The organism is Deltaproteobacteria bacterium, assembly GCA_026388545.1.
GTDB lineage: Bacteria > Desulfobacterota > Syntrophia > Syntrophales > UBA2185 > JAPLJS01.
The window spans coordinates 24020-47144 of record JAPLJS010000107.1; the positions used below are offsets into that span (position 1 = coordinate 24020).

At 49.5% G+C, this 23125-nt stretch carries 21 protein-coding genes, 1 pseudogene and 1 riboswitch; of the genes and pseudogenes, 8 read left to right on the forward strand and 14 right to left on the reverse strand.

Annotated elements, in window-relative coordinates; translation table 11 throughout:
• Positions 1-8: 8 nt before the first annotated feature.
• Positions 9-269, forward strand: coding sequence for a GIY-YIG nuclease family protein (locus tag NTW12_12860; protein MCX5847225.1), 261 nt, complete (start codon positions 9-11; stop codon positions 267-269).
• Positions 270-308: 39 nt separating this feature from the next.
• Here the strand turns inward: NTW12_12860 and NTW12_12865 are convergent, their stop codons facing one another.
• The 7 genes from NTW12_12865 to NTW12_12895 form a co-directional block, all read right to left on the reverse strand.
• Positions 309-1016: an ABC transporter ATP-binding protein gene (locus NTW12_12865; protein MCX5847226.1), complete on the reverse strand. Its 708-nt coding sequence runs from the start codon at positions 1014-1016 to the stop codon at positions 309-311.
• Entirely contained in the window at positions 1009-1797 is a 789-nt protein-coding gene (locus NTW12_12870; protein ID MCX5847227.1) for an ABC transporter ATP-binding protein, read from the reverse strand. The genes NTW12_12865 and NTW12_12870 overlap by 8 nt, the downstream gene beginning before the upstream one ends.
• Before the next feature lie 217 nt (positions 1798-2014).
• Positions 2015-3244 carry a high-affinity branched-chain amino acid ABC transporter permease LivM gene (gene livM, locus NTW12_12875; protein ID MCX5847228.1) on the reverse strand — a complete coding sequence of 410 codons (1230 nt, stop codon included), beginning with the start codon at positions 3242-3244 and terminating at the stop codon, positions 2015-2017.
• Positions 3241-4143: a branched-chain amino acid ABC transporter permease LivH gene (locus NTW12_12880; GenBank protein ID MCX5847229.1), complete on the reverse strand. Its 903-nt coding sequence runs from the start codon at positions 4141-4143 to the stop codon at positions 3241-3243. Before NTW12_12880 ends, livM begins: the two co-directional genes overlap by 4 nt.
• A gap of 8 nt (positions 4144-4151) precedes the next feature.
• Positions 4152-5222 carry a branched-chain amino acid ABC transporter substrate-binding protein gene (locus tag NTW12_12885; GenBank protein MCX5847230.1) on the reverse strand — a complete coding sequence of 357 codons (1071 nt, stop codon included), beginning with the start codon at positions 5220-5222 and terminating at the stop codon, positions 4152-4154.
• Between the two features lie 142 nt (positions 5223-5364).
• Complete coding sequence (locus tag NTW12_12890; GenBank protein MCX5847231.1) at positions 5365-5784, reverse strand: secondary thiamine-phosphate synthase enzyme YjbQ; 420 nt, start codon at positions 5782-5784, stop codon at positions 5365-5367.
• Positions 5785-5847: 63 nt separating this feature from the next.
• Positions 5848-7047, reverse strand: coding sequence for an MFS transporter (locus NTW12_12895; GenBank protein ID MCX5847232.1), 1200 nt, complete (start codon positions 7045-7047; stop codon positions 5848-5850).
• 296 nt (positions 7048-7343) lie between these two features.
• Here NTW12_12895 and NTW12_12900 point away from each other — a divergent pair, with 296 nt between their 5' ends.
• A complete protein-coding gene (locus tag NTW12_12900) occupies positions 7344-9371 on the forward strand; it encodes an acetate--CoA ligase family protein (protein MCX5847233.1) in 2028 nt (675 codons plus the stop codon).
• A gap of 76 nt (positions 9372-9447) precedes the next feature.
• On the opposite strand, the gene NTW12_12905 is transcribed toward NTW12_12900, so the two are convergent.
• A complete protein-coding gene (locus NTW12_12905; protein ID MCX5847234.1) occupies positions 9448-9903 on the reverse strand; it encodes a cereblon family protein in 456 nt (151 codons plus the stop codon).
• Positions 9904-10058: 155 nt separating this feature from the next.
• Between NTW12_12905 and NTW12_12910 the strand changes: the two genes are divergently transcribed.
• From NTW12_12910 to NTW12_12920, 3 genes are all read left to right on the forward strand, one after another.
• Positions 10059-10811 carry a C39 family peptidase gene (locus NTW12_12910; GenBank protein MCX5847235.1) on the forward strand — a complete coding sequence of 251 codons (753 nt, stop codon included), beginning with the start codon at positions 10059-10061 and terminating at the stop codon, positions 10809-10811.
• 928 nt (positions 10812-11739) lie between these two features.
• Positions 11740-11925: a hypothetical protein gene (locus NTW12_12915; GenBank protein MCX5847236.1), complete on the forward strand. Its 186-nt coding sequence runs from the start codon at positions 11740-11742 to the stop codon at positions 11923-11925.
• Positions 11926-11970: 45 nt separating this feature from the next.
• Positions 11971-12240 carry a hypothetical protein gene (locus NTW12_12920; protein MCX5847237.1) on the forward strand — a complete coding sequence of 90 codons (270 nt, stop codon included), beginning with the start codon at positions 11971-11973 and terminating at the stop codon, positions 12238-12240.
• A 238-nt stretch (positions 12241-12478) separates the two neighbouring features.
• On the opposite strand, the gene NTW12_12925 is transcribed toward NTW12_12920, so the two are convergent.
• Entirely contained in the window at positions 12479-12973 is a 495-nt protein-coding gene (locus tag NTW12_12925; GenBank protein ID MCX5847238.1) for a PilZ domain-containing protein, read from the reverse strand.
• A gap of 333 nt (positions 12974-13306) precedes the next feature.
• Positions 13307-13488, forward strand: a riboswitch (cobalamin riboswitch).
• 187 nt (positions 13489-13675) lie between these two features.
• Between NTW12_12925 and cobU the strand changes: the two genes are divergently transcribed.
• The 3 genes from cobU to cobS are packed head-to-tail and all read left to right on the forward strand — an operon-like array spanning position 13676 to position 16034.
• Positions 13676-14227, forward strand: coding sequence for a bifunctional adenosylcobinamide kinase/adenosylcobinamide-phosphate guanylyltransferase (gene cobU, locus NTW12_12930; protein ID MCX5847239.1), 552 nt, complete (start codon positions 13676-13678; stop codon positions 14225-14227).
• Positions 14224-15288: a nicotinate-nucleotide--dimethylbenzimidazole phosphoribosyltransferase gene (gene cobT, locus NTW12_12935; GenBank protein MCX5847240.1), complete on the forward strand. Its 1065-nt coding sequence runs from the start codon at positions 14224-14226 to the stop codon at positions 15286-15288. The genes cobU and cobT overlap by 4 nt, the downstream gene beginning before the upstream one ends.
• Complete coding sequence (gene cobS / locus NTW12_12940; GenBank protein MCX5847241.1) at positions 15285-16034, forward strand: adenosylcobinamide-GDP ribazoletransferase; 750 nt, start codon at positions 15285-15287, stop codon at positions 16032-16034. Before cobT ends, cobS begins: the two co-directional genes overlap by 4 nt.
• 72 nt (positions 16035-16106) lie before the next feature.
• Here the strand turns inward: cobS and NTW12_12945 are convergent, their stop codons facing one another.
• The 5 genes and pseudogenes from NTW12_12945 to NTW12_12965 all read right to left on the reverse strand — a co-directional run bounded on the left by NTW12_12945 (position 16107) and on the right by NTW12_12965 (position 23115).
• Positions 16107-16520, reverse strand: a complete 414-nt coding sequence (locus NTW12_12945; protein MCX5847242.1) for an SCP2 sterol-binding domain-containing protein — start codon at positions 16518-16520, stop codon at positions 16107-16109.
• A pseudogene (locus NTW12_12950) lies at positions 16503-17663 on the reverse strand (acyl-CoA dehydrogenase family protein). The gene NTW12_12945 and the pseudogene NTW12_12950 overlap by 18 nt, the downstream one beginning before the upstream one ends.
• Before the next feature lie 38 nt (positions 17664-17701).
• Complete coding sequence (locus NTW12_12955; GenBank protein MCX5847243.1) at positions 17702-19501, reverse strand: long-chain fatty acid--CoA ligase; 1800 nt, start codon at positions 19499-19501, stop codon at positions 17702-17704.
• A 38-nt stretch (positions 19502-19539) separates the two neighbouring features.
• Positions 19540-21660 carry a fatty acid oxidation complex subunit alpha FadJ gene (gene fadJ, locus NTW12_12960; GenBank protein ID MCX5847244.1) on the reverse strand — a complete coding sequence of 707 codons (2121 nt, stop codon included), beginning with the start codon at positions 21658-21660 and terminating at the stop codon, positions 19540-19542.
• 153 nt (positions 21661-21813) lie between these two features.
• Positions 21814-23115, reverse strand: coding sequence for an acetyl-CoA C-acyltransferase (locus NTW12_12965; protein MCX5847245.1), 1302 nt, complete (start codon positions 23113-23115; stop codon positions 21814-21816).
• Positions 23116-23125: the final 10 nt, after the last annotated feature.

The window sequence follows — 23125 nt, forward strand, 5'->3', positions numbered from 1 at the left end:
AATCCTGAATGAGCGAATCATGGATGACCTATCTCCTTCTTTGCGCCGACGGGAAGATATACTGCGGCGTCACCAACGATATCGAAAAGAGGCTGGATGCCCACAACCGGGGGATTGCGTCCAGATTTACCCGGGCGCGGCTGCCCGTGACGCTGCTGGCGACAGGCAGGGCCATGGGAAAGGCAGAGGCCTTCCGCCTGGAATACAGGATCAAGCGGCTCCCGAGAGAAAAGAAACTGGCGGTGCTGAGGGGTCAAGTCTGCTCTTGACTCTTTCACTCCTTGATGGCTGTTCCCGATTTCACCGTCTCATATTCCCAGATAGGCCCTTTTCACTTCCTCATTATGGAGGAGACTGTCGGCCGTTCCTTCCAGGGTGATCCGGCCGTTTTCCATGACATAGCCGCGGTGGGCAACCTTGAGGGCCATATGGGCGTTCTGTTCAACCAGGAAAATGGTAGTACCGCTTTCCAGGTTGATTTTTTTGATGATCTCAAAGATCAACCTCACCACCATTGGACCCAGACCCAAAGATGGTTCATCAAGGAGCAGTAGACGGGGCCTCGCCATGAGGGCACGGGAAATGGCCAGCATCTGCTGTTCCCCACCGCTCAGAGTGCCCCCGTGCTGCTGTCGCCGTTCTGCGAGGATCGGGAAGAGTTCAAAAATATGATTTATGTCCTTTTTTATGTCCGCCTTATCCCTGCGAAGAAATGCCCCCATGTCCAGATTTTCCATAACCGTCAGACGCGGGAATATTCGGCGGCCTTCGGGGACCAGAGAAATCCCCAATGCGACAATCTCATCGGGACTTAAGTTGTGGATGGGTTTGTCGAGAAACATAATTTCGCCGGTCCGCAAAGGCACGATCCCGGTGATGGACATGAGGGTGGTGGTTTTGCCGGCGCCGTTAGCCCCAATGAGGGTGATGATTTCCCCCTGAGTTACCTCGATGCAGATGTCTTTCAGCACCTGGATGTTTCCGTAAAATGTCTGCACATTATTCAACCTAAGCACTAACGTCTTCTCCTAAATAGGCTTTGATCACCTCTGGATTCTCTCTGATTTCCCGCGGAGTTCCCCGTGCGATCATTTCGCCGTAGTCCATAACGTAGACGCAGTCCGAGAGGCTCATGACCAACCTCATATCGTGCTCAATGATCAGTATGGAGATTTTCCCTTCATCACGGATGCCGATAATCAGTGTTTCCAACTCCTTTGTTTCCTGGGGATTCATTCCCGCGGCAGGTTCATCAAGGAGCAGCAGGAACGGATCTGTGGCTATAGCACGAGCGATTTCAAGGCGACGCTGGGCTCCGTAAGGGAGGTTCCTGGCCAGCAGGTTGACATGCTCTGCAAGACCGATCTTTTTCAGGATTTCATAGCTTCCGGCAACAATGGCACTTTCTTCTTCCCTCGTGGCCTTATCCCTGAGGATGGCGCCAAGGATACCGGCATTCGTCCGGCAGTGACGGCCGATCATCACATTTTCCAGTACGGTCATATCAGGGAAGAGACGGATATTCTGAAATGTCCTGGCTATTCCCCGTTCCGTCACTTTGTGTATGGTAAGACCGGTGATCTTCTGGCGTCTGCCTCCGGGAGGAGTAATAAAGATATCGCCTTTTGAAGGAGAGTAAATGCCCGTAACGCAGTTGAAAAAAGTCGTTTTACCGGCGCCGTTGGGACCGATGAGGGCGGTAATCTCTCCGGGAATGACATCGAGGTCGACCCGGTCTAATGCCTTCAAACCGCCGAAATTCATGCTGAGCTGTTTTACTTCGAGTATGGAATCCATAATTTATTTTTTAAGCTGGATTCCCGTTTATTCGGGAAATCCTCATGCCCCGTGGGGTACCACGAAGGCATGAAAATAATGCATGACTGGCGGCACAGGAATGTACCGCCTATCGATAGACGGGATTACCCGACGGTCGATAGACGGAGTTTTCTAACCCCGTATGGTTTTATTTTCATAATAATGACAATAGGAATTAAAATTCAAAAGTTTCTCTTTACTTATCCTCCACGCGAAATTCGTAGGTCCTGCGGACGCCGGCGACGATTCCCTGGGGGCGATAAATCATCATGATCACCATAATGATTCCGAAAAGGAGCATCCGATAATCACTGAATGCCCGGAGGTATTCCGGCAGAAGGATCAGAATGAAGGCGCCGATGATAATACCGGTGATAGAACCCATTCCACCGAGAACCACAATGGAAAGTATCATGGCTGACTCCAAAAAGGTGAAGCTTGCGGGGTTGACAAAGGTGGTCTTCGCCGCAAAAATAACACCGACAAGGCCGGCCCAGGTGGAACCTAATGCAAAAGCGGTCAATTTTACCCTGGTTTTGTCGATACCCATGGCCTGGCAGGCAATCTCGTCCTCCCGGAGAGCGATCAATGCTCTCCCTATCCGTGAATCCTGCAGGCGGTTCACGACAAAGATCGTAATGATGCAGAGGATAATCATGAGAAAATATATGTATATAGTGGCATTTTGAATGCTCATCTCCATGCCGAAAAGGCCGGGCCGGGGGATTCCTGAGATGCCGCTTGGGCCTAAGGAAAACTCGTTCCAGTTTTCGAGAATCAGCCGGGTGATTTCTCCAAAGCCAAGGGTGACGATAGCCAGATAATCGCCCTGCAGGCGCAGCACCGGCAGAGCAAGGAGAACGCCTAAGAGAGTAGCCGCAAGCGCCCCCAGGGGCAGTGCCATCCAGAAACCAATACCAAAATGATGGTACAAAAGGGCGTAGGTATACGCGCCCGCTGCATAGAAGGCCACATAGCCTAAGTTCAGAAGGCCCGCCTGACCCACAACGATATTAAGACCCAGAGCCAGAACAATATACATGAGGGCGGTAGTCATAATATTTGTTTGATAAATGGAAAAGACAAAGGGGTAAATGACTGCGAAAACGGCAATAATTCCCAGTGCGGGAAGGAAAATCCTTCGCTCGCCGAGGATACGCTGCGTGAGAGATCTGTCTCCCTCTCGTACATTTGTGATCGGTTTCCATTTAGCTATTTCTTTTCCTGACAGAGAGCGCCAGAGAAATGACAGAATGAAACTGCCGGCGCCGACGTAAACCATGTTCATCAAGCGCCATTCGATGATATTTTCAATGGTATTGACCCGTATTGCCATAACAGGAAAAGTGAGAAACATGAACCACAGCGAAATGACGATGGATTGCTTCAGCCCTTCGATGTATTTTGCGGTGTACAAATTACTCATACTTTCTGTTCTGTTGAATGGCCTAAGAGCCCTGAAGGCTTGAATATTAAAATAAGGATAAGAAGGATAAAGGCGAAGACGTCTTCGTAATCACTCGATACATAACCGGTAGCGAAGCTTTCCGTGCATCCCAGCACTAATGCTCCCAGTACCGCTCCGGGAATACTGCCGATTCCTCCGAGAACCGCAGCGGTAAATGCCTTGATTCCCACAATAAAACCGATGTAGAAGTTGATCCGCCCTATATGGGAGGCAATCAGTACCCCTCCGACAGCGGCCAGGGCTGAACCGATAATGAAGGTGTTGGAAATTACACGGTTTACGTTAACACCCACCAGCATGGCCATGTTCCTGTCCTGGGCGGTGGCCCGCATAGCTTTCCCCATGCGCGTGAATTTTATCAGGATTGTTAACAGGACCATGATCACCGCAGTAGTCAGTATGATAATAAATTCCGTGGAGCCTATGAAACTGGCGTAAGGTTCCATGAATTTGAGTTCCGGCATCAGGTTGGGAAAGGGGAGGAAGTCCGATGTCTGAGCCAGGAGGATGTAATTCTGGAGAAAGATGGACATGCCGATGGCGCTGATCAGGGGCGAAAGGCGGGGCGCCTGACGAATTGGTTTGTAGGCGACCTTCTCTACCGTAAACCCGTAGGCGGCGGAGTAGATTACCGCTACAACCGACGCCATAATCAAGACGGAAAGGCCGTTCATCCCCGACATAGTCAGGACACTCGCAATGATCAGGGCTGTAAAGGCGCCGAGCATATAGATTTCACCATGGGCAAAATTGATCAGTTCAATGATGCCATAGACCATGGTGTAGCCCAGGGCGATAAGGGCGTAGATGCTGCCGCGTGTCAGTCCGCCGATAAACAGTTCTAAAAAATAATCCATGTCGAATACTATTTTACTTCCACATACACCCCTTTACGGACCTGGTACATGGAAAATCCTACGCCGATGGCATCTCCTTTATTGTCAAATTTGATCTTTCCTAAGGGAGTGTCTACGTAATAGGTACGAAGCGCTTTGCTTACCTTTCCGTAATCTGTAGATCCGGCCTTTTTAATAGCGTTCAGTAACGCCTGCGCTCCTGCATAAGCATTCAGGAAGAAGGCGCCTGGCTCAGTTCCGTACGTTCTTTTATGCGCCTCTACGGCGGCGATGGCCAGGGGGTTTTTCGACGTGTCTTTGTGTCCCGTCGCATAAACTCCCTCAGCATATTTCCCCGCCACTTTGATAAAGGTGTTATCCTTAACCCCATCATCAGATATTAACAGGGTCTTCATGTTTTTCTTACGCATCTGAGAGACTATTGAGGACGCTTCCGGGTGATAACCACCATATATTACCGCTTCTGCATTGGATTGCTTGATTTTTTGAACCACCGCGGAATAATCAACTGCACCGGGAGTGACACCTTCAAACAGGACAACCGCAGCCTTTTTCGAAGCAGTGATATAATTTTTAGCGTATTCCGCAAAACCTTTGCCGTAATCTCCCTTGTCATGCAGAACTGCTATCTTTTTTAACTTGAGTTTGTTAACGGCAAAGTCCACTGCCATCTTTGCCTGGTTCTTATCGAAGCCGATTGTCCGGTAAAAATTGGGATATTTGCCGCTTTGCGTCAGCTCCGTATTTGTGGCAGAGGGAGAAAGAACGATAATTTTAGCTTCCTTATACATTCCAAGTGCCGCTTTGGTGGCCCCGCTGCATATGTGTCCAAGAACTACATGAGCTCCTTTGGAAACAAGCTTCGTTGCGGTATTGGTGGCAATTTCAGGCTTACAGGCATCGTCTTCAATAAGGAGTTCTACCTTCCTGCCGAGAATACCGCCTTTTTCATTGATGTCCTTGACTACCAGTTCCGCCGCCCTCACGGAAGGAATACCATAGGAAGCCAGATCACCGCTGTGGGAACCGGCGACACCGAGCTTGATCGTGTCTGCTGCCGGTATTGGCGTCGGCGCCATGAGAGCAAAGAAAATGATTATGATTACTGAGAAAAGGAAGCTATATGCGAAACGTGATTTCATACTACCCTCCTCGTTATAGTGAGATGTGATTGCGCTATTTAAATTATACCACCTGTGAATGCAAGCACTATTCAAGACTCTAATCTCCAATTATCTTTACCAGCGCCCTTTTTCTTCTTCTGCCGTCAAATTCACCATAGAAGATCTGTTCCCAAGGGCCGAAATCAAGTCTGCCGTTTGTAATAGCGACGACGACCTCTCTTCCCATTATTTGCCGTTTCAGGTGGGCGTCGCCGTTATCCTCTCCCGTCCTATTATGGCGATAGCGTGAGACGGGTTCATGAGGCGCCAGCTCTTCAAGCCATTCCTCATAGTCCTTATGCAGGCCTGATTCATCATCGTTGATGAAGACTGAAGCCGTGATGTGCATGGCATTGACCAGGACCAGTCCCTCTTTGATGCCACTCTTTTTGAGGCATTGTTCTACCTGTGATGTAATGTTAACGAAAGCCCGTCGGCTGGGGGTATTAAACCACAGTTCCTCCCGGTACGATTTCATGACGTGAGTCTCCTTTTTCGAATGTAATGTAAAAGTCAGCTCTATTTATAGGTAAACGCTTCTTTATTCATTGGAGCGAAACAGCCTTAACCATAGTGGCCCGCTCATGGAGGCTAATCCCAGTATTGCAAAGGCAAAACCCCACCCGTGCAATGCGTTGTCGGCGATGTCAAGAACGAAGCCGAAGGCAAGCGGTGCAATAAATGCCATACCGAACCCGGCGAATGAATACAGCGCCAGTGTCCTTCCGCGATCGGCATCATAAGACGAGGCGACAACTCCGGCTGTGAGTGATCCGCTGTCCAGCATTACGGCGATCCCATAGATGGTGCAGAGTACGGCGACGACTGTGTACGGCAGGTGCGCTAAGAAGCCGAGGAAACATCCTATAACGCCGGACAGCAGCATGAAAATTGCGACCGCCCGCCTGCGATTCCAACGGTGCGCCATTTCATTGCCCAGAATGCTGGCAGGGACACCCGCCAGTAAAACAAGCGTTGCCACGTTCTGAGGACTGAGAAATTGGTCATGCCCTGCCTGGATACTTAAACTGAAGGCGAGGAAAGCTACCATCCACGAGCGGAATCCGAAGAGCTCCCAACAGTGAACGGCATATCCGAGCATATACCCGATGGCCGATCTATTTCGGATGGTCCCCCGGAAGTCAAAAGGTGAAAGTGAAGATCCTTTTCGGGGCGAATCGGACGTCTTCCGTTTAATGGCAAGAGCACAGATCAAAACGGCTCCCAAACATCCCAGAGACAGCAGTGCGGCAGCCTGACGCCAGTCGAGCCAGGTTGTAAACCACCCGGACAGGAATACCGAGATAGCTGTGCCGACGCCGTACGACGAGGTGTAGAACGCGATAGCCCGGCTCTGGTTATTTCCCGTGATGTGGTCACTGAGCGCTTTCAGGCCGGGCATGAAAGTACCGGCGAGGCTGATGCCTGAGCAGAATCGGAATATCATCGCTGTCGCAGTGCCCTCGGCCAACATTCCGAAGCAAAGCATGGAAACAGCTCCGAAAGAGGCTGAATACAGGTAAATCCGACGCGGGTCAATTCGGTCGGTGAGACTCACAAGGATGGGAACAAAAGCTGCGTATCCCCCGTAAAAGATACCGTTAATCCAGCCAGCCTCGGTATTGCTGAGTCCCCATTCCTTCTGAAATGCAGGTAATAGGGCGGGGAAATACATCGTTCCCGCCATGGAGAATATCTCGGCAGCACAAATGGAGACGATGAATGTAATTTGACTGTTCATGCACAAGGTAAAATGAGGAACATATAAATAGTAATGAGTCTCAAATGAATGATTGTTCCATTATGTTTATTGTAATAGGGAATCTTGTCGAACTCAATCCTTTTTTCATCCGAATATTTTGCCTCTTTCCAATTGACACATACATATATTTTCCTTATACTCACCCTGATCAAAAGCGGATTCGATCATTAATTTTTTCTTTCATCAAAATATTTTTATTGACGCTCCATACCCGTGATAACATCGTCATAAATGTAATCAGGTGTCCATTAACCCAGAGTAAAAAAGGAGGAGCCATGGACCTTATAAACCAACTGGATGCTATCTATAAACCCAAAAGCGTGGCGGTGATAGGCGCTTCGCCTACTGCCGGTAAAATCGGCTATGATGTCGTCTACAACTTGATTCATGCAGGCTTTGCCGGGCCGATATATCCGGTCAACCCGAAGGCGGATCAGATTCTGGGTCTTTCAGTTTACAAGCAGATCGGTGATATTTCACCCCCACCGGACCTCGCAGTCGTGATTATTCCGGCAAAGGCGGTACCCGGCGCCATCGATCAGTGTGGTATAGCGGGGGTCAAGGCCGCTGTCGTTATAACCGGGGGATTTGCTGAAGCAGGCCAAGATGGTGCAAAGCTCCAGGAAGAGCTGGCCGATACGGCATGCCGCTATGGTATTCGGGTAGTAGGCCCCAACTGCCAGGGGGTAAATAATCCGCACCATAATCTCTGTGCCTCCTGGCCGTTGCTTACCATGAAGGGTCGAATGGCCTTCATTTCCCAGAGCGGGACGGTTGGTGCGGCACTCATGGACTGGGCCAGCGAGGAACATCTCGGCGTAAGCGTTTTTGTCAGTCTGGGCAACCGAGCCGATGTCGATGAAGCAGATTGCATCCGGTATTTTAACCAGGATCCTCATACCAGGGTAATCGCCCTCTATATCGAGGGTGTAAAGCGACCGGTCGACTTCCAAAACGCCCTGGCCGCAGCCACTAAACCTGTTGTCATTCTCAAATCCGGGCGCACCCCGAGAGGCCGTATCGCGGCGGAGTCACACACCAAATCACTGGCGGGAGTGGATGCCGTTTATGACGCTATCTTCAAAAAGTACAACGTGCACCGTGCCGATACCATTGAAGAACTCTACGATTATGCCAAAGCACTGGCCCATATGTCAAAGCCTCCCGGAAGAAGGTTACTCAATATCACCAGTTCGGGAGGAGCCGCGATAATAGCAATCGACCAGGCGGAAAAACTGGGTTTCGAGACGCCAACACCGAGTACCGCCCTCAAAGAACGTTTGCGTGCGATCTTGCCCGCCCACTGCGCAGTTGATAATCCTATAGATCTTACCGGAGACGTCATCGGCGATCCGACCCTGTATACCAAAGTGATTGATGCCGCCAGGGCTGACTACGATACTATGGTCATTATTTTTGGCGACCCGATTTCCGGGGCCTCTAAAATCGTTACCCCGGATGCCTCTGAACTGGTGATTTTTTTAGGCGGCGCCGATGTCGAACGGGAGGAACGTCTTCTTATCCACGAGCGAGGTATTCCGGTTTTTCCTGCTCCCGAACGTGGTCTCAAGGCATTGCATCAATTCTTCCGGTTTGACAGCCGACCCATTTCTCCTTCTTTACCCCATGCATCGACTTCCGGTTTGCATCTGTTGCCCGCCGGTGAGTCATTGGCATTGCTGGATAAAGCCGGTATCCCCGCGGTTGCCGCGCTACTGGCTACTTCACCCGAAGAGGCTGTGGCGCTGGCTCGCGATGTTGCCGCGCCGGTCGCACTCAAGATAGCCTCATTAGATATAGCCCATAAAAGCGATGTAGGCGGTGTACGTCTCAATCTATCCACTGATGAAGAAGTGCACACAGCGTATCGGGAAATTATGGCCGGCGCCGCCTCACATGCCCCCAATGCCCGGCTGGAAGGGGTAACCGTATCCCCTATGGCCAGGCCCGGCGGCATGGAAGTTATTGTTGGAGTTTTTACTGACCCTCAGTACGGTCCTACCCTGATGTTCGGCCTGGGGGGGATTTTTACCGAGATATATAAAGATGTACAGTTCTGCCTGCTGCCTGCGTCAGAGGAGGAACTGCGGCAGACGATCCGCTCTGTCACCGGGTACCCTTTGCTTGCCGGTGTCCGGGGGCAACCGCCCAGGGATCAGGCGGCACTTGTAGAGGTTATGAAAGGAGTCTCCCGATTGGCGGTCGGCAATCCCGATCTTGACCAGATCGATCTTAACCCGGTGCTGGTTTACGAGCAAGGCGTCTCTGTTGTGGATGTCCGTATATTCAGGCGAAGTATGTAAGCTCTATTGTCGTCTCACCATGGTGAGACGAATTTCAGGTACCGTAGATAAATAGTGAAGGTAACCTACTGACATATCAATTGATTTTTGAATCTTTCGCCAGGTTGGCCAGGATAAGACCGAAAAAACTATCCCCACCTGACTGGTAATACCAGCCCAGGTGGGTGAAACAATGTGCACATAACGCAACACACCAACTGAATCCAGCAAACCAGGTGAATTCGTCCGTGGGAATACCGTAGACAATACATCCCCAGGCTTTTGAAAAGCACCCGATGTGGAAAGTAATGCCCGCGGGATTTTTAAGAATGTGCGCATGCTGTCCGTTGACAACGGCGGAATGTTCGACGGTTGTGATCTCGCTCTTGCAATTTTTGCAGAGGATTGACTGTTTCTCTTTTTCTGTTTCCGTTTCCTGTAATATTTTCGTGCAGACGGCTTCGATTTGATCTTCTGAGGACTGTTTAACTTTCCATGATTGATCTATATGCCGCTGATCCATTGCATTATGCATGTGAATAAAGATATCCATGGTTCTTCCGATAAAGCATATGTGTATGGCGGGATAACGTTTTATTATATGATAATTTGTCGCTCTTGGGTTGCCTTATTACTCTAGTTTACTTGATTTAGTTTTTCAAATCAAATTATCAAGAGAACCGATCTTTTTGCTAAAGAGGTATAAGTGTGAAAGGAACGCCTCATTTAAAAAAGCTGATAATCATTCTGGTGATTACGGGATTATCACTACCCGTGCGCGCTGCTGATATGTACAGGTGGGTTGATAATGACGGAGTCGTGCATTTCTCCGATGACCAGCCGGAGGAGACAAGGAAGGTTAAACGGCTGAGGGTGCAGGATTCGGATCTGCAAACGGAAGTCTCTGCCGAAAAACCGGAAGTGCCTGAGAAAACAGTTACAGTTTCGCAACCGAAACCGCGAAAAGACACGAGGAGAGCGTTTACGAGAACGCAGCAGAAGCTGGAGAATTTCCCTCTGATATTTCAGAAGCACAATTGGTGTGTCATGGCCAGTATGGAGATGATTTTTCGATATTACGGCTATGATGTGGATCAGGATATGATTTTCCAGAAGATGAAGGGCAGGAAAAGCAGAGTAAGGGAAGGAGAGGGGCTTGATGACAGGACGGCGGCGCGTTTCTTAAGCAGGTCGGGATTCAACGTCGATCACCGCGAAGGGGGTGATCTGGAAACGGTAAAAAAGTATATCGATAATAATGTGCCCGTCATGTGGGGTCATGTTGCGCCGGGAAAATGGGAAGGGTCGCGGCACATGTCAGTAATAATAGGCTATGATGATGTGTACAAGACGGTCATCGTGGCCGATCCCTCTTTTGGCCGTGAATTAACCATCTCCTATGATGATTTCAAGACATGGTGGGGAAGGGCAAGAAACGTCATGATCGCAGTATCCAGATAAGGATAGAGAACATTGAGAATAAGAAAGGCAGGGTGATCTCACCCTGCCTTTCTGCTGAACGTTAAAAAATGAGTTTACCCTTTAAACTTCCTTCTTAATCCTGCAAGACCTACTCGACAATACCCAATTCCACTTATAACCGCTACCATTTATTTTTTCTTACATTTTTATATAAGCAAACGATATACCATGCCGTTAATTTTTTTCAAAGTATGTGTTGCATTATATAACATCTTTATTTCATTAAGAATAATGTGATCTCTATCACGTATCTCAAATGTACCAGAATAGTTTCAGTTTCTTAACACAATATAATTTGTAAAGAATCCCGACGATTTTAATGCGTTACTTGAGAGGAAAATGGTAAAATTCTATATATTGCAACGTATTACATTAATATTTCGATGTTGTAAGGAATACCGACACCCGTCAGGGCAATAAATCTAGATTTCAAAATATTCATATAATATTAATCATTTATAGCACATAGTCGTTTTTATCTCCAGTGTCGTGTCACTAATAGTTCACTACATTTTATGGTATGTCATGCCACACTTGATGTGGCATCCAGTCTCTATTTCCCGAACATGTATTCATTTTGCAGCAAACTGTATCAATATAACTTCTATGATCTATACTTTTTTACTTCATAATGCTTGTTCATAAGCATGATCGTCGGGATTCTTTACAATTCCATGAGAAAATCTGGATTTAGATCATTCCCTGCAATACCCTGAAATTATTTATATGCTTTATATTCAAAGACTTATATGCTTGATGTTTCACAGGGAGTAAAGCTGGTACAAATATTGTATTACATCGTATACTATAAAGGCAATGATTGTATACAAATAAGGGTTGTAGTATTTCATGTGTCCCGTTGTTTAAAAGTGTGAAAGTTCTATCCATTAAGGAAGGAGAAAACACTATGAAGAGAAGCGACAAGGATGTGACTTTAGGTCTGAAGGAATTGAATCCTCATGAAGAAATGGAAACCCTCAATTCATGCATATCAGTATATTTTAAAGGTAAATCAGGGTCTTTCCCGGTGAAAGAGGAGGAGTCTTTCATCCTCTCTGCTCTGGCTAAATATTTCCAGGGTAATGCTAAATGAATTTAACCTCGCGTCTCGATATGCGGTATCGCCACGGAGAATTTTATGAACGGAATTTGCGTAATTAGTCGTGAAAGTTATATCAAAGCACGTGTCATTAGAATTAAGACGACGGAACAGTGCCATATTGAAGAAACAATCAAGCTGGCAAACAATGGGTTTTCACCTAAGCTGTTAAGTCATGCAAGAATATCGAACGGATATCAGATATTCCTTGATTCAGACGCCGATGGAAGAATGATATGCCAGCAGATTCTAGATGCTTTATTGCGTTTGCCTGACGGTAATGTTGTTATCGAAAGAATTAATTGTTAAATCCGCTCCACAATAACCACACCTCTGAGGCCTCTTTTATCACGTAAGCATTATCTTGCAGAATACCGAGTTGGCTTTTCTTTATGTTCCCACTTATTATCTTATGTCATGCCGCACCTGATGCGGTATCCCATCTTTGTTGTATGATTCCCCACTTCTGCGGGGACGGAGTCTGGATTCCTGCCGCCGCAGGAATGACATGAGAAGTATAGTTATTTTTTTTGAGGAAGGATGCTGGTTACATCAGGTATGTTTGAAGTGCTTTATAGCTGTGAAAATTGGCATCAATAAAAGATGCCCCAACATGGATACTTTCTTCGGAATCAATAACTCTGCGCGACTCGCACGTCAAATATATCGGCCTGTTCTCATCGGGCAAAGTGAAAATTATTTCAAATTTGGATGTTTGCGGATCAGCCGATATCTCACATTTCGCATCTCTGGGGATTGTAATTTGTAAACCACCGAGGGAAATATCTCTTATTGATCCGGTATCTAACTTTGTTTCTCCTGAACCCAATTGTTTAATTAAAGCCGGGGCCAGAATATCTTTTCTCTGATACTGACGCCTCTCTTTTTTGACACCCTTAAATAACTTACTCTCGCTTACGTATCTGGTCAGGACAATTTCAATTATTGACGATACGGACCTCTTTTCGTCTTGAGCAATTGTCGCCAGGGCTTCATGTAAATCCTTGCTCGCACGAAAACATATGATGCTGTTTTTTTTCATAATGATCCCTTGATGTTTTTAATAAGTTTTCAACTGAAATAAGATATAGCATAAAACATGCCTGAAGAATCATTATTGCCCTGTCATTGATGATTTTCTTCGCAATCAGTTAATATGCTTCATTAAAAAAATATGGCGATAAGAAGAGAAATTTGTCGGTAATATTTCTTATGCAATAAATTGTAAAAAATTCCGACAGTTTTATACCGGTGGTCAGCCAGAATCATCTCAACCGGATATTTTTGGCAGAAATACGATTCTATCCCCCGTTTTAACAAAAATACATTTATTTCTGACAAGCGATTCTCTTGACAAGCCCCTCATACCTGTGTTACGCATCACTCCAACACGGGTAGTCCGGAAGGACGTGAGGGAAGGCGGTGCAAATCCGCCACGGGCCCGCCGCTGTAACCGGGGACGAAAACCGCAAGAGCCACTTTCCTCTCAGGATGGGAAGGCGCGGCAAGTAGGGAGAGCCGGAAGTCAGAAGACCTGCCTGTGAACAGAAGATAGTTTTGACCTCTGCGCGGTACAGTCAAAGCTGAATTCACCGGAGATGAAAAACGGCATCCACGGATCAGTTAACGGTCCGTGGATTTTTTTATTCGGTTACGACGAGAGAACTATTTGACGGTTCCGGTGTCCTTTCGGGACTGAATGAAGTTGGGTAACGGGTATAATAAAGTATTAAGGTAGGAGAGCATGGCCAGAATCATTCTCATTACGGGGGGAAGCAGAAGCGGTAAAAGTACTTATGCCCAGGGTGTCGCCGAATCCATTTCCGGTATCAGGACTTATATTGCAACCTGTCCCTGCATCGATGAGGAAATGGAGGAACGCATACGGAAGCATAAAGAGGCACGTCAATCGTCGTCCTGGCAGACCATCGAAGAGACGACAGAACTTGCCGGCGCCCTGCAAAGAGCGAAGGCAAGCCAGGTGATCCTTGTTGACTGCCTTACGTTATGGATCAACAATCTCATGTATGAAGCTGAGCAGCAAGGGAAGGATATTACCGAGGAGGATAGTGCACGGTTGTGCAAAGAAGTCCTTGGAGTTTGTGATGATCTTCCCGGCACGGTTATTTTTGTAACCAATGAAGTAGGGCTGGGGATCATTCCCGATAATCCCGCCTCCAGGCTGTTCCGTGATATTGCGGGGCGGTGCAATCAGATCATAGCGGGTCGTGCCGATATCGTCATTTTCATGATCAGCGGCATTCCGATAAATATTAAAGGAGAGAAAATCGAATGAACTTACTTGAATCGACGATTAATCAGATCGTTCCCCAGGACATGGATGCCCGTGCCCGTGCCCGGGCAAGGCTTGAACAGCTTACGATGCCCTACTGGGCGCTCGGCCGGTTGATGGATCTGGCGGAAGAATTGGCGGGGATGACGGGTGCGATAAAGCCGCCTGTAGATCGAAAGACCGTGGTAACCATGGCAGGTGATCATGGAATTGTGGCGGCGGGTGTGAGCAAATACCCGCAGGAGGTAACCGTTCAGATGGTGTACAACTTCGTGCGCGGTGGTGCGGGTATCAATGCCCTTGCAAGGCTTGTCGGCGCGCGGGTGGTGGTTGTCGATATGGGGGTGGCAGGCGACCTGAGTGAACTGGTTACTATGGGGAAGATTATTTCCAAACGGACAGGGGCGGGAACAAAAAATATGTTGACCGGGCCGGCTATGTCCCGTGAGGAAGCAATTCGCTCCCTGGAAGGAGGGATTGAGGTGGCCCTGGAATTGGGTTTGGCGACTGACGTCTTCGGGACGGGCGATATGGGGATCGGCAACACTTCTTCCAGCGCCGCTATCATTAACATATTCAGCGGTTTGCCGGTTTCTGAGATCGCAGGCCGCGGTACGGGTATTGATGACAGTCAGCTTTTGCATAAAGTTGCGATGATCGAAAAAGCCATTGAGATAAATAGACCCGATCCCGGTGACGCCCTTGATGTTCTTGCGAAAGTCGGGGGATTTGAAATCGGCGGTATAGCCGGTTTGATTCTGGGCGCCGCCTCCATGAAAAAGCCCGTGCTTGTCGATGGATTTATCTCCACAGCCGGTGCGCTGATTGCCGCTCATTTAGCTCCGACTGCCCGTGAATACATGATCGCTTCCCATCGAAGTATGGAGAAGGGGCATCAAATTGCCCTCGATTGCCTTGGGAAAAAACCTCTCCTGGATCTGGATCTCAGGCTCGGTGAGGGGACAGGGGCGGCGCTCTCCATGAATCTCGTAGAGGCAGCTGTCCGGATACTTACCGAAGTGGCCACCTTTGAGGAAGCGGCCGTTTCCAAGGCGGATAAATGAAATCACTATTGGCATCCATCCAGTTTTTGACGGTGATCCCTTTTCCGAAGAGTTTTGTTGTGGGAGAAAGGGAACTTGAAAGATGCGTGCCGTTTTTCCCTGTCGTTGGCTTATTTATCGGAATTATCGTGGCGGTAATTGATCACATTATCGGCTTTATCCTTCCGCCGTTACCGGCAAGTGTGATCACCGTGATTGCCATGACAGGCATATCGGGTGGGCTGCACATGGATGGCCTGGCGGATACGGCAGACGGTTTTTTCAGTGCCCGGCCACGTGAAAAAGTTCTTGAAATCATGAGAGACAGCCGGACGGGTGTCATGGGTGTCATCGCCGTAGTTTTTATGATTGTACTGAAGGTTTCTCTATTGATGTCTCTCCCCCTGCCTTTCCGTCTTGGCATCATTATCCTGATGCCTCTGGCGGGGCGATGTTCCCTGGTCATGATGATGACGGCCCTGCCCTATGTCAGGAGCGAAGGCGGCCTCGCGACCGCTTTCGGCAGGGGAAAATCATGGTTGAATGTGTTGTGGGCATCGGCGTTTCTCGTCATGGCAGGATGGATTGTGGGACAATGGATGGGCCTTGCTGTATGCTTTGCGGCACTTCTCACAGCGGCGCTGTTTTCAGTGTATTGTTTTCGGAAGATTGGCGGATATACCGGTGATACCCTGGGCGCCATTTGCGAGATTACGGAGATTATCCCGGTCCTGGTGGCTGTAGCCCTGAGCAGTGTACAACTGTAGTAAGACTCAGGCGGGATATAAAATGAAATCTTTGAAAATCTACCACGCTAAGTGGGGGGCAAAGTTTTATCCTCACATCTTCTCAAATCTCTGAAACACTTTTGTAAACTGCATCATCTCTCCTAAATCTGACATTCTGATTTTACCCGTCATGAAAGCCACTTCCGCTTTCATTTTACCCAGTTCGATATCCTGGTATACCTTGTCCGAGACTGTTACGGTACACTTTGCCTCACCCGTGATTCCGGGATCCACGGTGCATTGTCCCTTCTTGATATTTACCGTGAACGGTCCGCCTTCGGGTCCGGAGATGTCAAAATGAAATATCGTTTCCCAGTCTCCGGCCTTTTCGGGTCGAAACCGTTTCGGCAGGGATTGAATGATTTCAGCCGCCGTTTGTGGGATAGGAACGACCGGTTCTGCCTTTGTCGCTTCGGGCTGTGCTTCCTTCTTTTCCTTTCTTTCCTGAGCGGGCTGATAATCCACCTGGTCGATCATGATACGGGATATAATTTCCCTCATGATCTCGGAGGTGCCGCCGACGATCGTACCGACCCGGACATCGCGATACATCCTGGAGATCAGATATTCATCCATATAGCCATAGCCGCCGAAGAACTGGAGGCAAACATCGGCTGTCTTCTTGGCAAGCTCGCTCGTGAGGAGTTTGGCCATGGAGGAATAATCGACAGCCGTCTCGCCCTGGCTGTGGAGCCAGGCCGTGTAATAGGTGAGCTGCCGGGCCGCTTCGAGTTCCGTCTTCAAGTCTGCCAGCGCATGCCGGATAACCTGGAACTTTGCCAGGGGCCGGTTGAAAGCCTGCCGCTCTTTGATGTATTTCAGGGTCGATTCCAGTCCGAGAAAGGCGCCGCTGATGGAGCCGATGGCGCTGACCAGACGCTCCAACTGGAAGCACTCCATGATGTAATAGAATCCCCTGTTTTCTTCGCCGATCAGATTCGTGACGGGTACGCGGGCGTCTTCGAAGGTGAGTTCCCCTGTGTCGGAACAGTGCCAGCCCATCTTATGGAGTTGCCGTGATGAGAAGCCCGGTGTATCTTTGTCCACAAGTATCAGGCTGATCCCGCCTGCCCCGGCCTCAGTGTCCGTTTTTGTCGCCGTCACAATGAAATCCCCGAATACACCGTTGGTTATAAATGTCTTTGATCCGTTGATGATATAGTGATCGCCTTGCCTGACCGCCCTGGTCCGGATGGCTGCCACATCGGAGCCCGTATTCGGTTCGGTGATGGCCAGCGCTCCGATCTTCTTTCCCATGATGGAGGGGATCAGGTAATTGTGCTTCAACTCTTCACTTCCGAAACGATATATGTACTCCGCCGCCATATACTCATGGACGCTGACAGCGGCAGCGAATCCTCCCAGAGTGGAGCGGGGTATTTCTTCGAGAAAGACGACAGAGTAGAAGAAGTCCGCCCCCGTTCCGCCGTATTTTTCAGGGTAATTGATGCCGAGAAACCCTAAATCTCCCATCCTGTTCCAGATCGAACGGGGGATGCGTTGGTTCTTCTCCCATTCTTCCGCGTTCGGAACAACCTCCTTTTCAATAAACTGCCGCACCGTATGCCTGAACATTTCATGATCCGTGGTAAAATATAACGATCTCATAAACACTCCTTTTCCCTTGCACCTTGTTCCTTGTCCCTTTAACCTTCCGTATACATACTATCAAGAAGGTCTTTGTATCGCTCCTCAACAACCCTTTTTTTCAGTTTCATCGTTGGGGTCATTTCACCGCCTTCGATGGAAAAAGGCTCCTGAAGGATACGGAAATACTTGACCTGCATAAACCGCGGAAGCTGATCGTTCGTCCGGTCCACCTCTTTTTGTACTTTTTCCGCGATCAGGGGATGATTGATCAATTCCGGCCAGGGGCAATCTTTAATCCCATGATACTCGGCTGTCGCCTTAACGGCGTTTTGATCCAGCACCAGAAGTGCTGTGAGATAATTGCGCCGATCGCCATGGACGTAGGCCATCTCGATATGCCTGCCGCCGAGAAGCAGGTTTTCGATGGGAGCCGGTGCGATATTCTTGCCGCTTGAGGTAATAATAAGCTGCTTTTTCCGATCCGTAATGATTATCCGGCCTTCCTCATTAATTTCCCCGATATCGCCTGTCCGGTAAAATCCGTCGGGAGTGAATGTAGCTTTTGTTTCCTCCGGGTTTCGCCAGTATTCCCTGAAGACATTGGGGCCTTTCACTTCTAACTCACCGTCCGGGGCGACACGCACTTCAACACCGGGAAGAGGCTTTCCCACCGTGCCGAAGCGGTAGTCATAGGGACTATTAAGCGTAGATGGAGTTGTCGCTTCCGTGGCTCCCCATCCTTCCATGATCAGGATACCCATGGCATCGAAGAACTCTGCAACCTCTTTGCTGAGGGGCGCCCCGCCGGAGACGCAGAATTCTAATTGCCCGCCGAAGGATCCCTTTACTTTTTTGAAGAGGAGGGCATCTGCCAGGCGATGGCATATTGTAAGATACCATGGGAGAGGATGCCCGAGCATTTTGGAGCGCCCCACTTTTTTTCCTATACCCAGAGCCCAGAAGAAAATTGCCTTTCTGACAGGAGAGGCTGATCGGACGCCCTGGGTGATCCTGGCATGAATCTTTTCAAAGACACGGGGAACGGCAACGAAGAAATTAGGCTTAACCTCCCGGAAATTTTCAAGAAGTTTATCGAGACTTTCAGCGTAGGCGATACAAATTCCCATGGAGAGAAGCATGTAATAACCGGCAAAACGCTCAAAGGCATGGGCAAGGGGAAGAAAACTGATGTTGCGTTTCAGTTTGCCGGTATCCTGTACATGCTCAATGAGTATTTCGATTGTTTTGATGTAATTATTGTGGGTGAGGACGACACCCTTCGGGTTTCCGGTTGTTCCGCTTGTATAGATAATGCACATGGTGTCTTCGCCTCTGATATGTTCGGCGAGTCCATGGATTCTTGCAATCGCTTCCGGTGAAGGCTCTTCCTGCAGAAGCTCTGAAAAGGGTAAAACCCAGGAAGAATGGCTCCCGGAGAAGGGTTCGGTAAAAACAAAGACATTTTTGACGCTGGGAATTGTATCCCTGACGGCAAGGATTTTTTCGAGCTGGAGATTATCCTCTACAAAGAGGAAGGAAGCGTCCAGGTTTTGAATGATAAATGCGGCTTCGTCGGAGAGAGAAGAGGCGTAAATTGCCGAATTGACGGCGCCGGCTAAAAGCGCCCCCGTATCGGCCTCGGCCCATTCCGGGCGGTTTTGTGAAAAGATGGCTATCCGGTCGCCGGGCTGGAGGCCCTTCTTCATCAAGCCGGAAGCCACGCGAAAACAGATGTCTTTGAATTCACCGTAGGATATGGTCCGGTAATATCCTACGGATTTGAACATTAAAGCCGGGGCCTGGGCATACCGGGAAAAGCTATTCAAGAGAACCTGATTAAAATTTTTGAATGTCATAGGGACCTCAACTTCCAAATCGTTATCACCCGGTAGCTTTACGCATAGAAATGCTGATTCTTTGCCTCGCGGTCACGGAGTATCTGCGCCGGGGTAAATCTCTGTCCGCATTGCCGTTCCAGTTTCTCAAGAAGGGAAAGAATCTTCGGGAGCCCCAGGCTGTCTATAAAACGGAAAGGTCCCCCGAGAAAAGGGGGAAAGCCCAGCCCGAAAACGGCGCCGATATCGCCATCCCGCGGTGATTGCAGGATACCTTCCTGAAGACAGAGGGCCGCCTCATTTACCATGACGAGGGATAAGCGGTTCTGGATCATCGGCAAGTCGAACTTTCTCCGCTTCGGTCCACCGAAGAAGGAATAGATCTCTTCGTTAACTTCCTTCTTTTTCCTGCTTGCCGGATTACCGTAGAGATAAAATCCCCGGTTGTTTTTCCGTCCTTTGTAGCCGGCTGCAAAGAGCCTTGCCATGGCTGTATTCGGTGTACCGCCTCTGGCAATGAAGAGCGGGCTCAGGACATTTGAAACATGCGCTCCCACATCAATTCCGACCTCATCCAAAAGCGCGATGGGTCCGACGGGATAACCGAACTGGCGCATTGCCCTGTCGATTTCTTTAATGTCGCCGCCTTCATCAAGAAGCTCTAAAGCTTCGTTCAAAAGGGGCGCCAGGATGCGTGTTGTGTAAAAACCGGGCCCGTCGTTCACGACGATGACCGTCTTTCCCTGCCGGATGCCCACGTCAAGCGCCGTCGCCCTGACCCAGTCCGCCGTTTTTTCCGTGACGATGATCTCCAGGAGCGGCATCCTGGGAACGGGTGAAAAGTAGTGCATCCCGATGACCTGTTCAGGGCGTTTCGCTGCCGCGGCAATGCTCCCGATGGGAAGCGAGGAGGTATTGCTGGCAAAGATCGCATCCTCTCTTGTAACAGCTTCTGTCTCCGCGAGAATGCTCCTCTTGATATCCAGGTCCTCGAAAACCGCCTCGATGATGAGATCCGCCCTTTCGAAATCTCGATAGTCAACGGTTCCCGTAATCCGGCTTAAGGTAAGGTCCCGCTGGAAGGGTGAAAGAGCTTTCTTTTTTACCTTGCCGTCCATATCCTGCCAGATCGCCTTTTCTCCCTGCCCGACGGCCTCGTAACTGATGTCCTTGAGAAGAACCTCCATACCGTTTGTGACGCTTATATTAGCGATCCCCGATCCCATGAGTCCTGCTCCCAGAATGCCGATTTTCTTGACTGGACGTACCCGATCTTTAAGGGGATTCTTTTTCAGGGCCGTCATGCTCAAAAATATCTGCACCAGCTCCCGGGACTGTGGGCTTACCATGAGCTCGCCAAATTTTTTTGTTTCCGCTTCGAGCCCTGCTTCCAGACCTTTTTCCATTCCCGCTTGTACACATTCAATAATTTTGAAGGGGGCAGGATAGTTTCCCCACGTCTGTTTTTGAACCAGCTCCTTTGCCTTTTTGTAAACGACGTTTCGGCTGAAGGATGTGCTTTCCAATAGTTTAGCCAGGAAGGGTTGTCTTTTTTTGCGCTCCGGAGGGTGATCGGCAAGTTCGAGGGCGACCTTTTTTGCCGCCTGGAGAAGGCCATAAGGATGGATGAGATCGTCCACAAGCCCCATTTTCTTCGCCTGTTGGGGGTAGATATTTTTCCCCGTGAGCATCATATCAAGAGCGGCCTGTAATCCGATAAGGCGCGGGAGACGCTGGGTACCCCCTCCGCCGGGGAGGAGCCCCAACTTTACTTCCGGCAGGGCAAGAACCGTCTTTGGATCATCACTGGCGATGCGGTAATGGCAGGCCAGGGCCACTTCGAGGCCACCCCCGAGGGTTGCCCCGTGAAGGGCTGCCACAATAGGTTTGGGAAAAGCCGCCATCCGGTTCAAAAGGACATGCCCCTGACGGCTCAGCATTTCTGCTTCTTCAGGACTTTTCATATCTTTGAATTTTTCGATGTCTGCACCGGCGATGAAGTTGTCCGGTTTCCGGCTGATCAGGACGACCCCTTTGACTGTCTCGTCATCTTCGAGATTGTTAAGGATTGTTGTGAATGTATCCACGAGGTCGAGGGATATTGTATTGACCTTCTCGCCCGGCTGATCCAACCAGACTATTGCCACACCGTTTTCTTTCTCGATCTGTGTGTCGGGCATTGCCGCCTCCATTGTCACTTTTGTCATTAATTATGAAAATAGAATTTGTTGCTAATCCCCCCTTAATAAAGGGGGGCTGGGGGGATTTGTTCAGCCACGTAAAATCCCCCTGCATCCCCCTTTACAAAAGGGGGAGTTTAATTAGCAAGTTTTCTACTTCCAGCGTTCCAAAATAATTGCGTTTCCTGTAGCCCCTGCGGCACAGGAAGCGATGAGGGCGAATGTCCCGTCTTCCCGGATGAGACGATTGGCTGCCGTCGTTACCAATCTGGCTCCTGTAGCCCCGAAGGGGTGCCCCAGGGACAGGGAACCGCCCAGGGTGTTGAATTTTTCCAGGGGGACCTCCCCAACTTTTTCAGAACGGCCAAGTTTATCACGGGAGAAATCATCCGAGGCAAGGCATTTCAAATTCGCCAGGATCTGTCCGGCAAATGCCTCATGAAATTCAAAGATATCTATATTCTGGAGTGTGAGTCCGGCCAATTCTAAGACTTTCGGTGTCGCGTAGGCAGGTCCTAAAAGAAGTTCTTCATAAGGGTCCTGGGCCGTGTAAGCATATGCGCGGATCGCGGCCTTGGGGGTAAACCCAAGCGACAGGGCGACGTCCTCTGCCATAAGCAGAACAGCGGCGGCCCCATCGGTGAGAAAAGAGGAATTCCCGGGCGTTACCGTTCCGTACTTTTTCACGAAGGCCGGTTTCAGGCTGCTCATCTTTTCGAAGGAGGTGTCACCCCTGAAGCCATTGTCTTTATCTATGGGCTGAAAATCCGGAGGCACCCGGACGGGTTCTATTTCAGAGCGCAGGATGCCTTCGACCGTTGCACGTGCAGCGGCTAAGTGAGAACGGACGGCATAACGATCCTGCTCCTCCCGGCTGATCTGCAGGCGGGCGGCAAGACGGTCACAGTCCTCTCCCATCGAGCGCCCCGTAGAAAACTCGGCAATGGCAGGGATTTCCGGCAGGAGGTCTTTAAAACCGAGCCCTTTGGGGAATTCCAGGTAATCCTTCATCCCTTTGTATTTCTGAGCCTCCATGAGTTTCCGTCTAAAGGGCTTTCGGTAACAGATGGGAATATCGGACATGCTTTCCGTTCCCCCGGCAATCACCACGTCGGCCTGACCCGTGCGGATAAGATCTACGCCGGTCGTGATTGCCACATTGGCGGAAACACAGGCGAGCGTCACGGTAAAGGCAGGAATGCTAACGGGAAGACCTGCGCCCAGGGCGGCCTCCCGTGCGACGTTGGTCGTTGCAAGATTGGCAATCACGCATCCCATGATAACCCGGTCGATCTTTTCCGGTTCGATCCGGGTTCGTTTGACGAGAGCGCTTATGGCAAGTCTTCCCAGGTCGTAGGACATGAGGTCTCTGTACCCTGTCCCGGCCCTCAGGAAGGGGATACGGCAGCCATCGATCAGAACAGCCTTTCGACCATAATCTGGATGGGATTTCATTTCTTGTTCT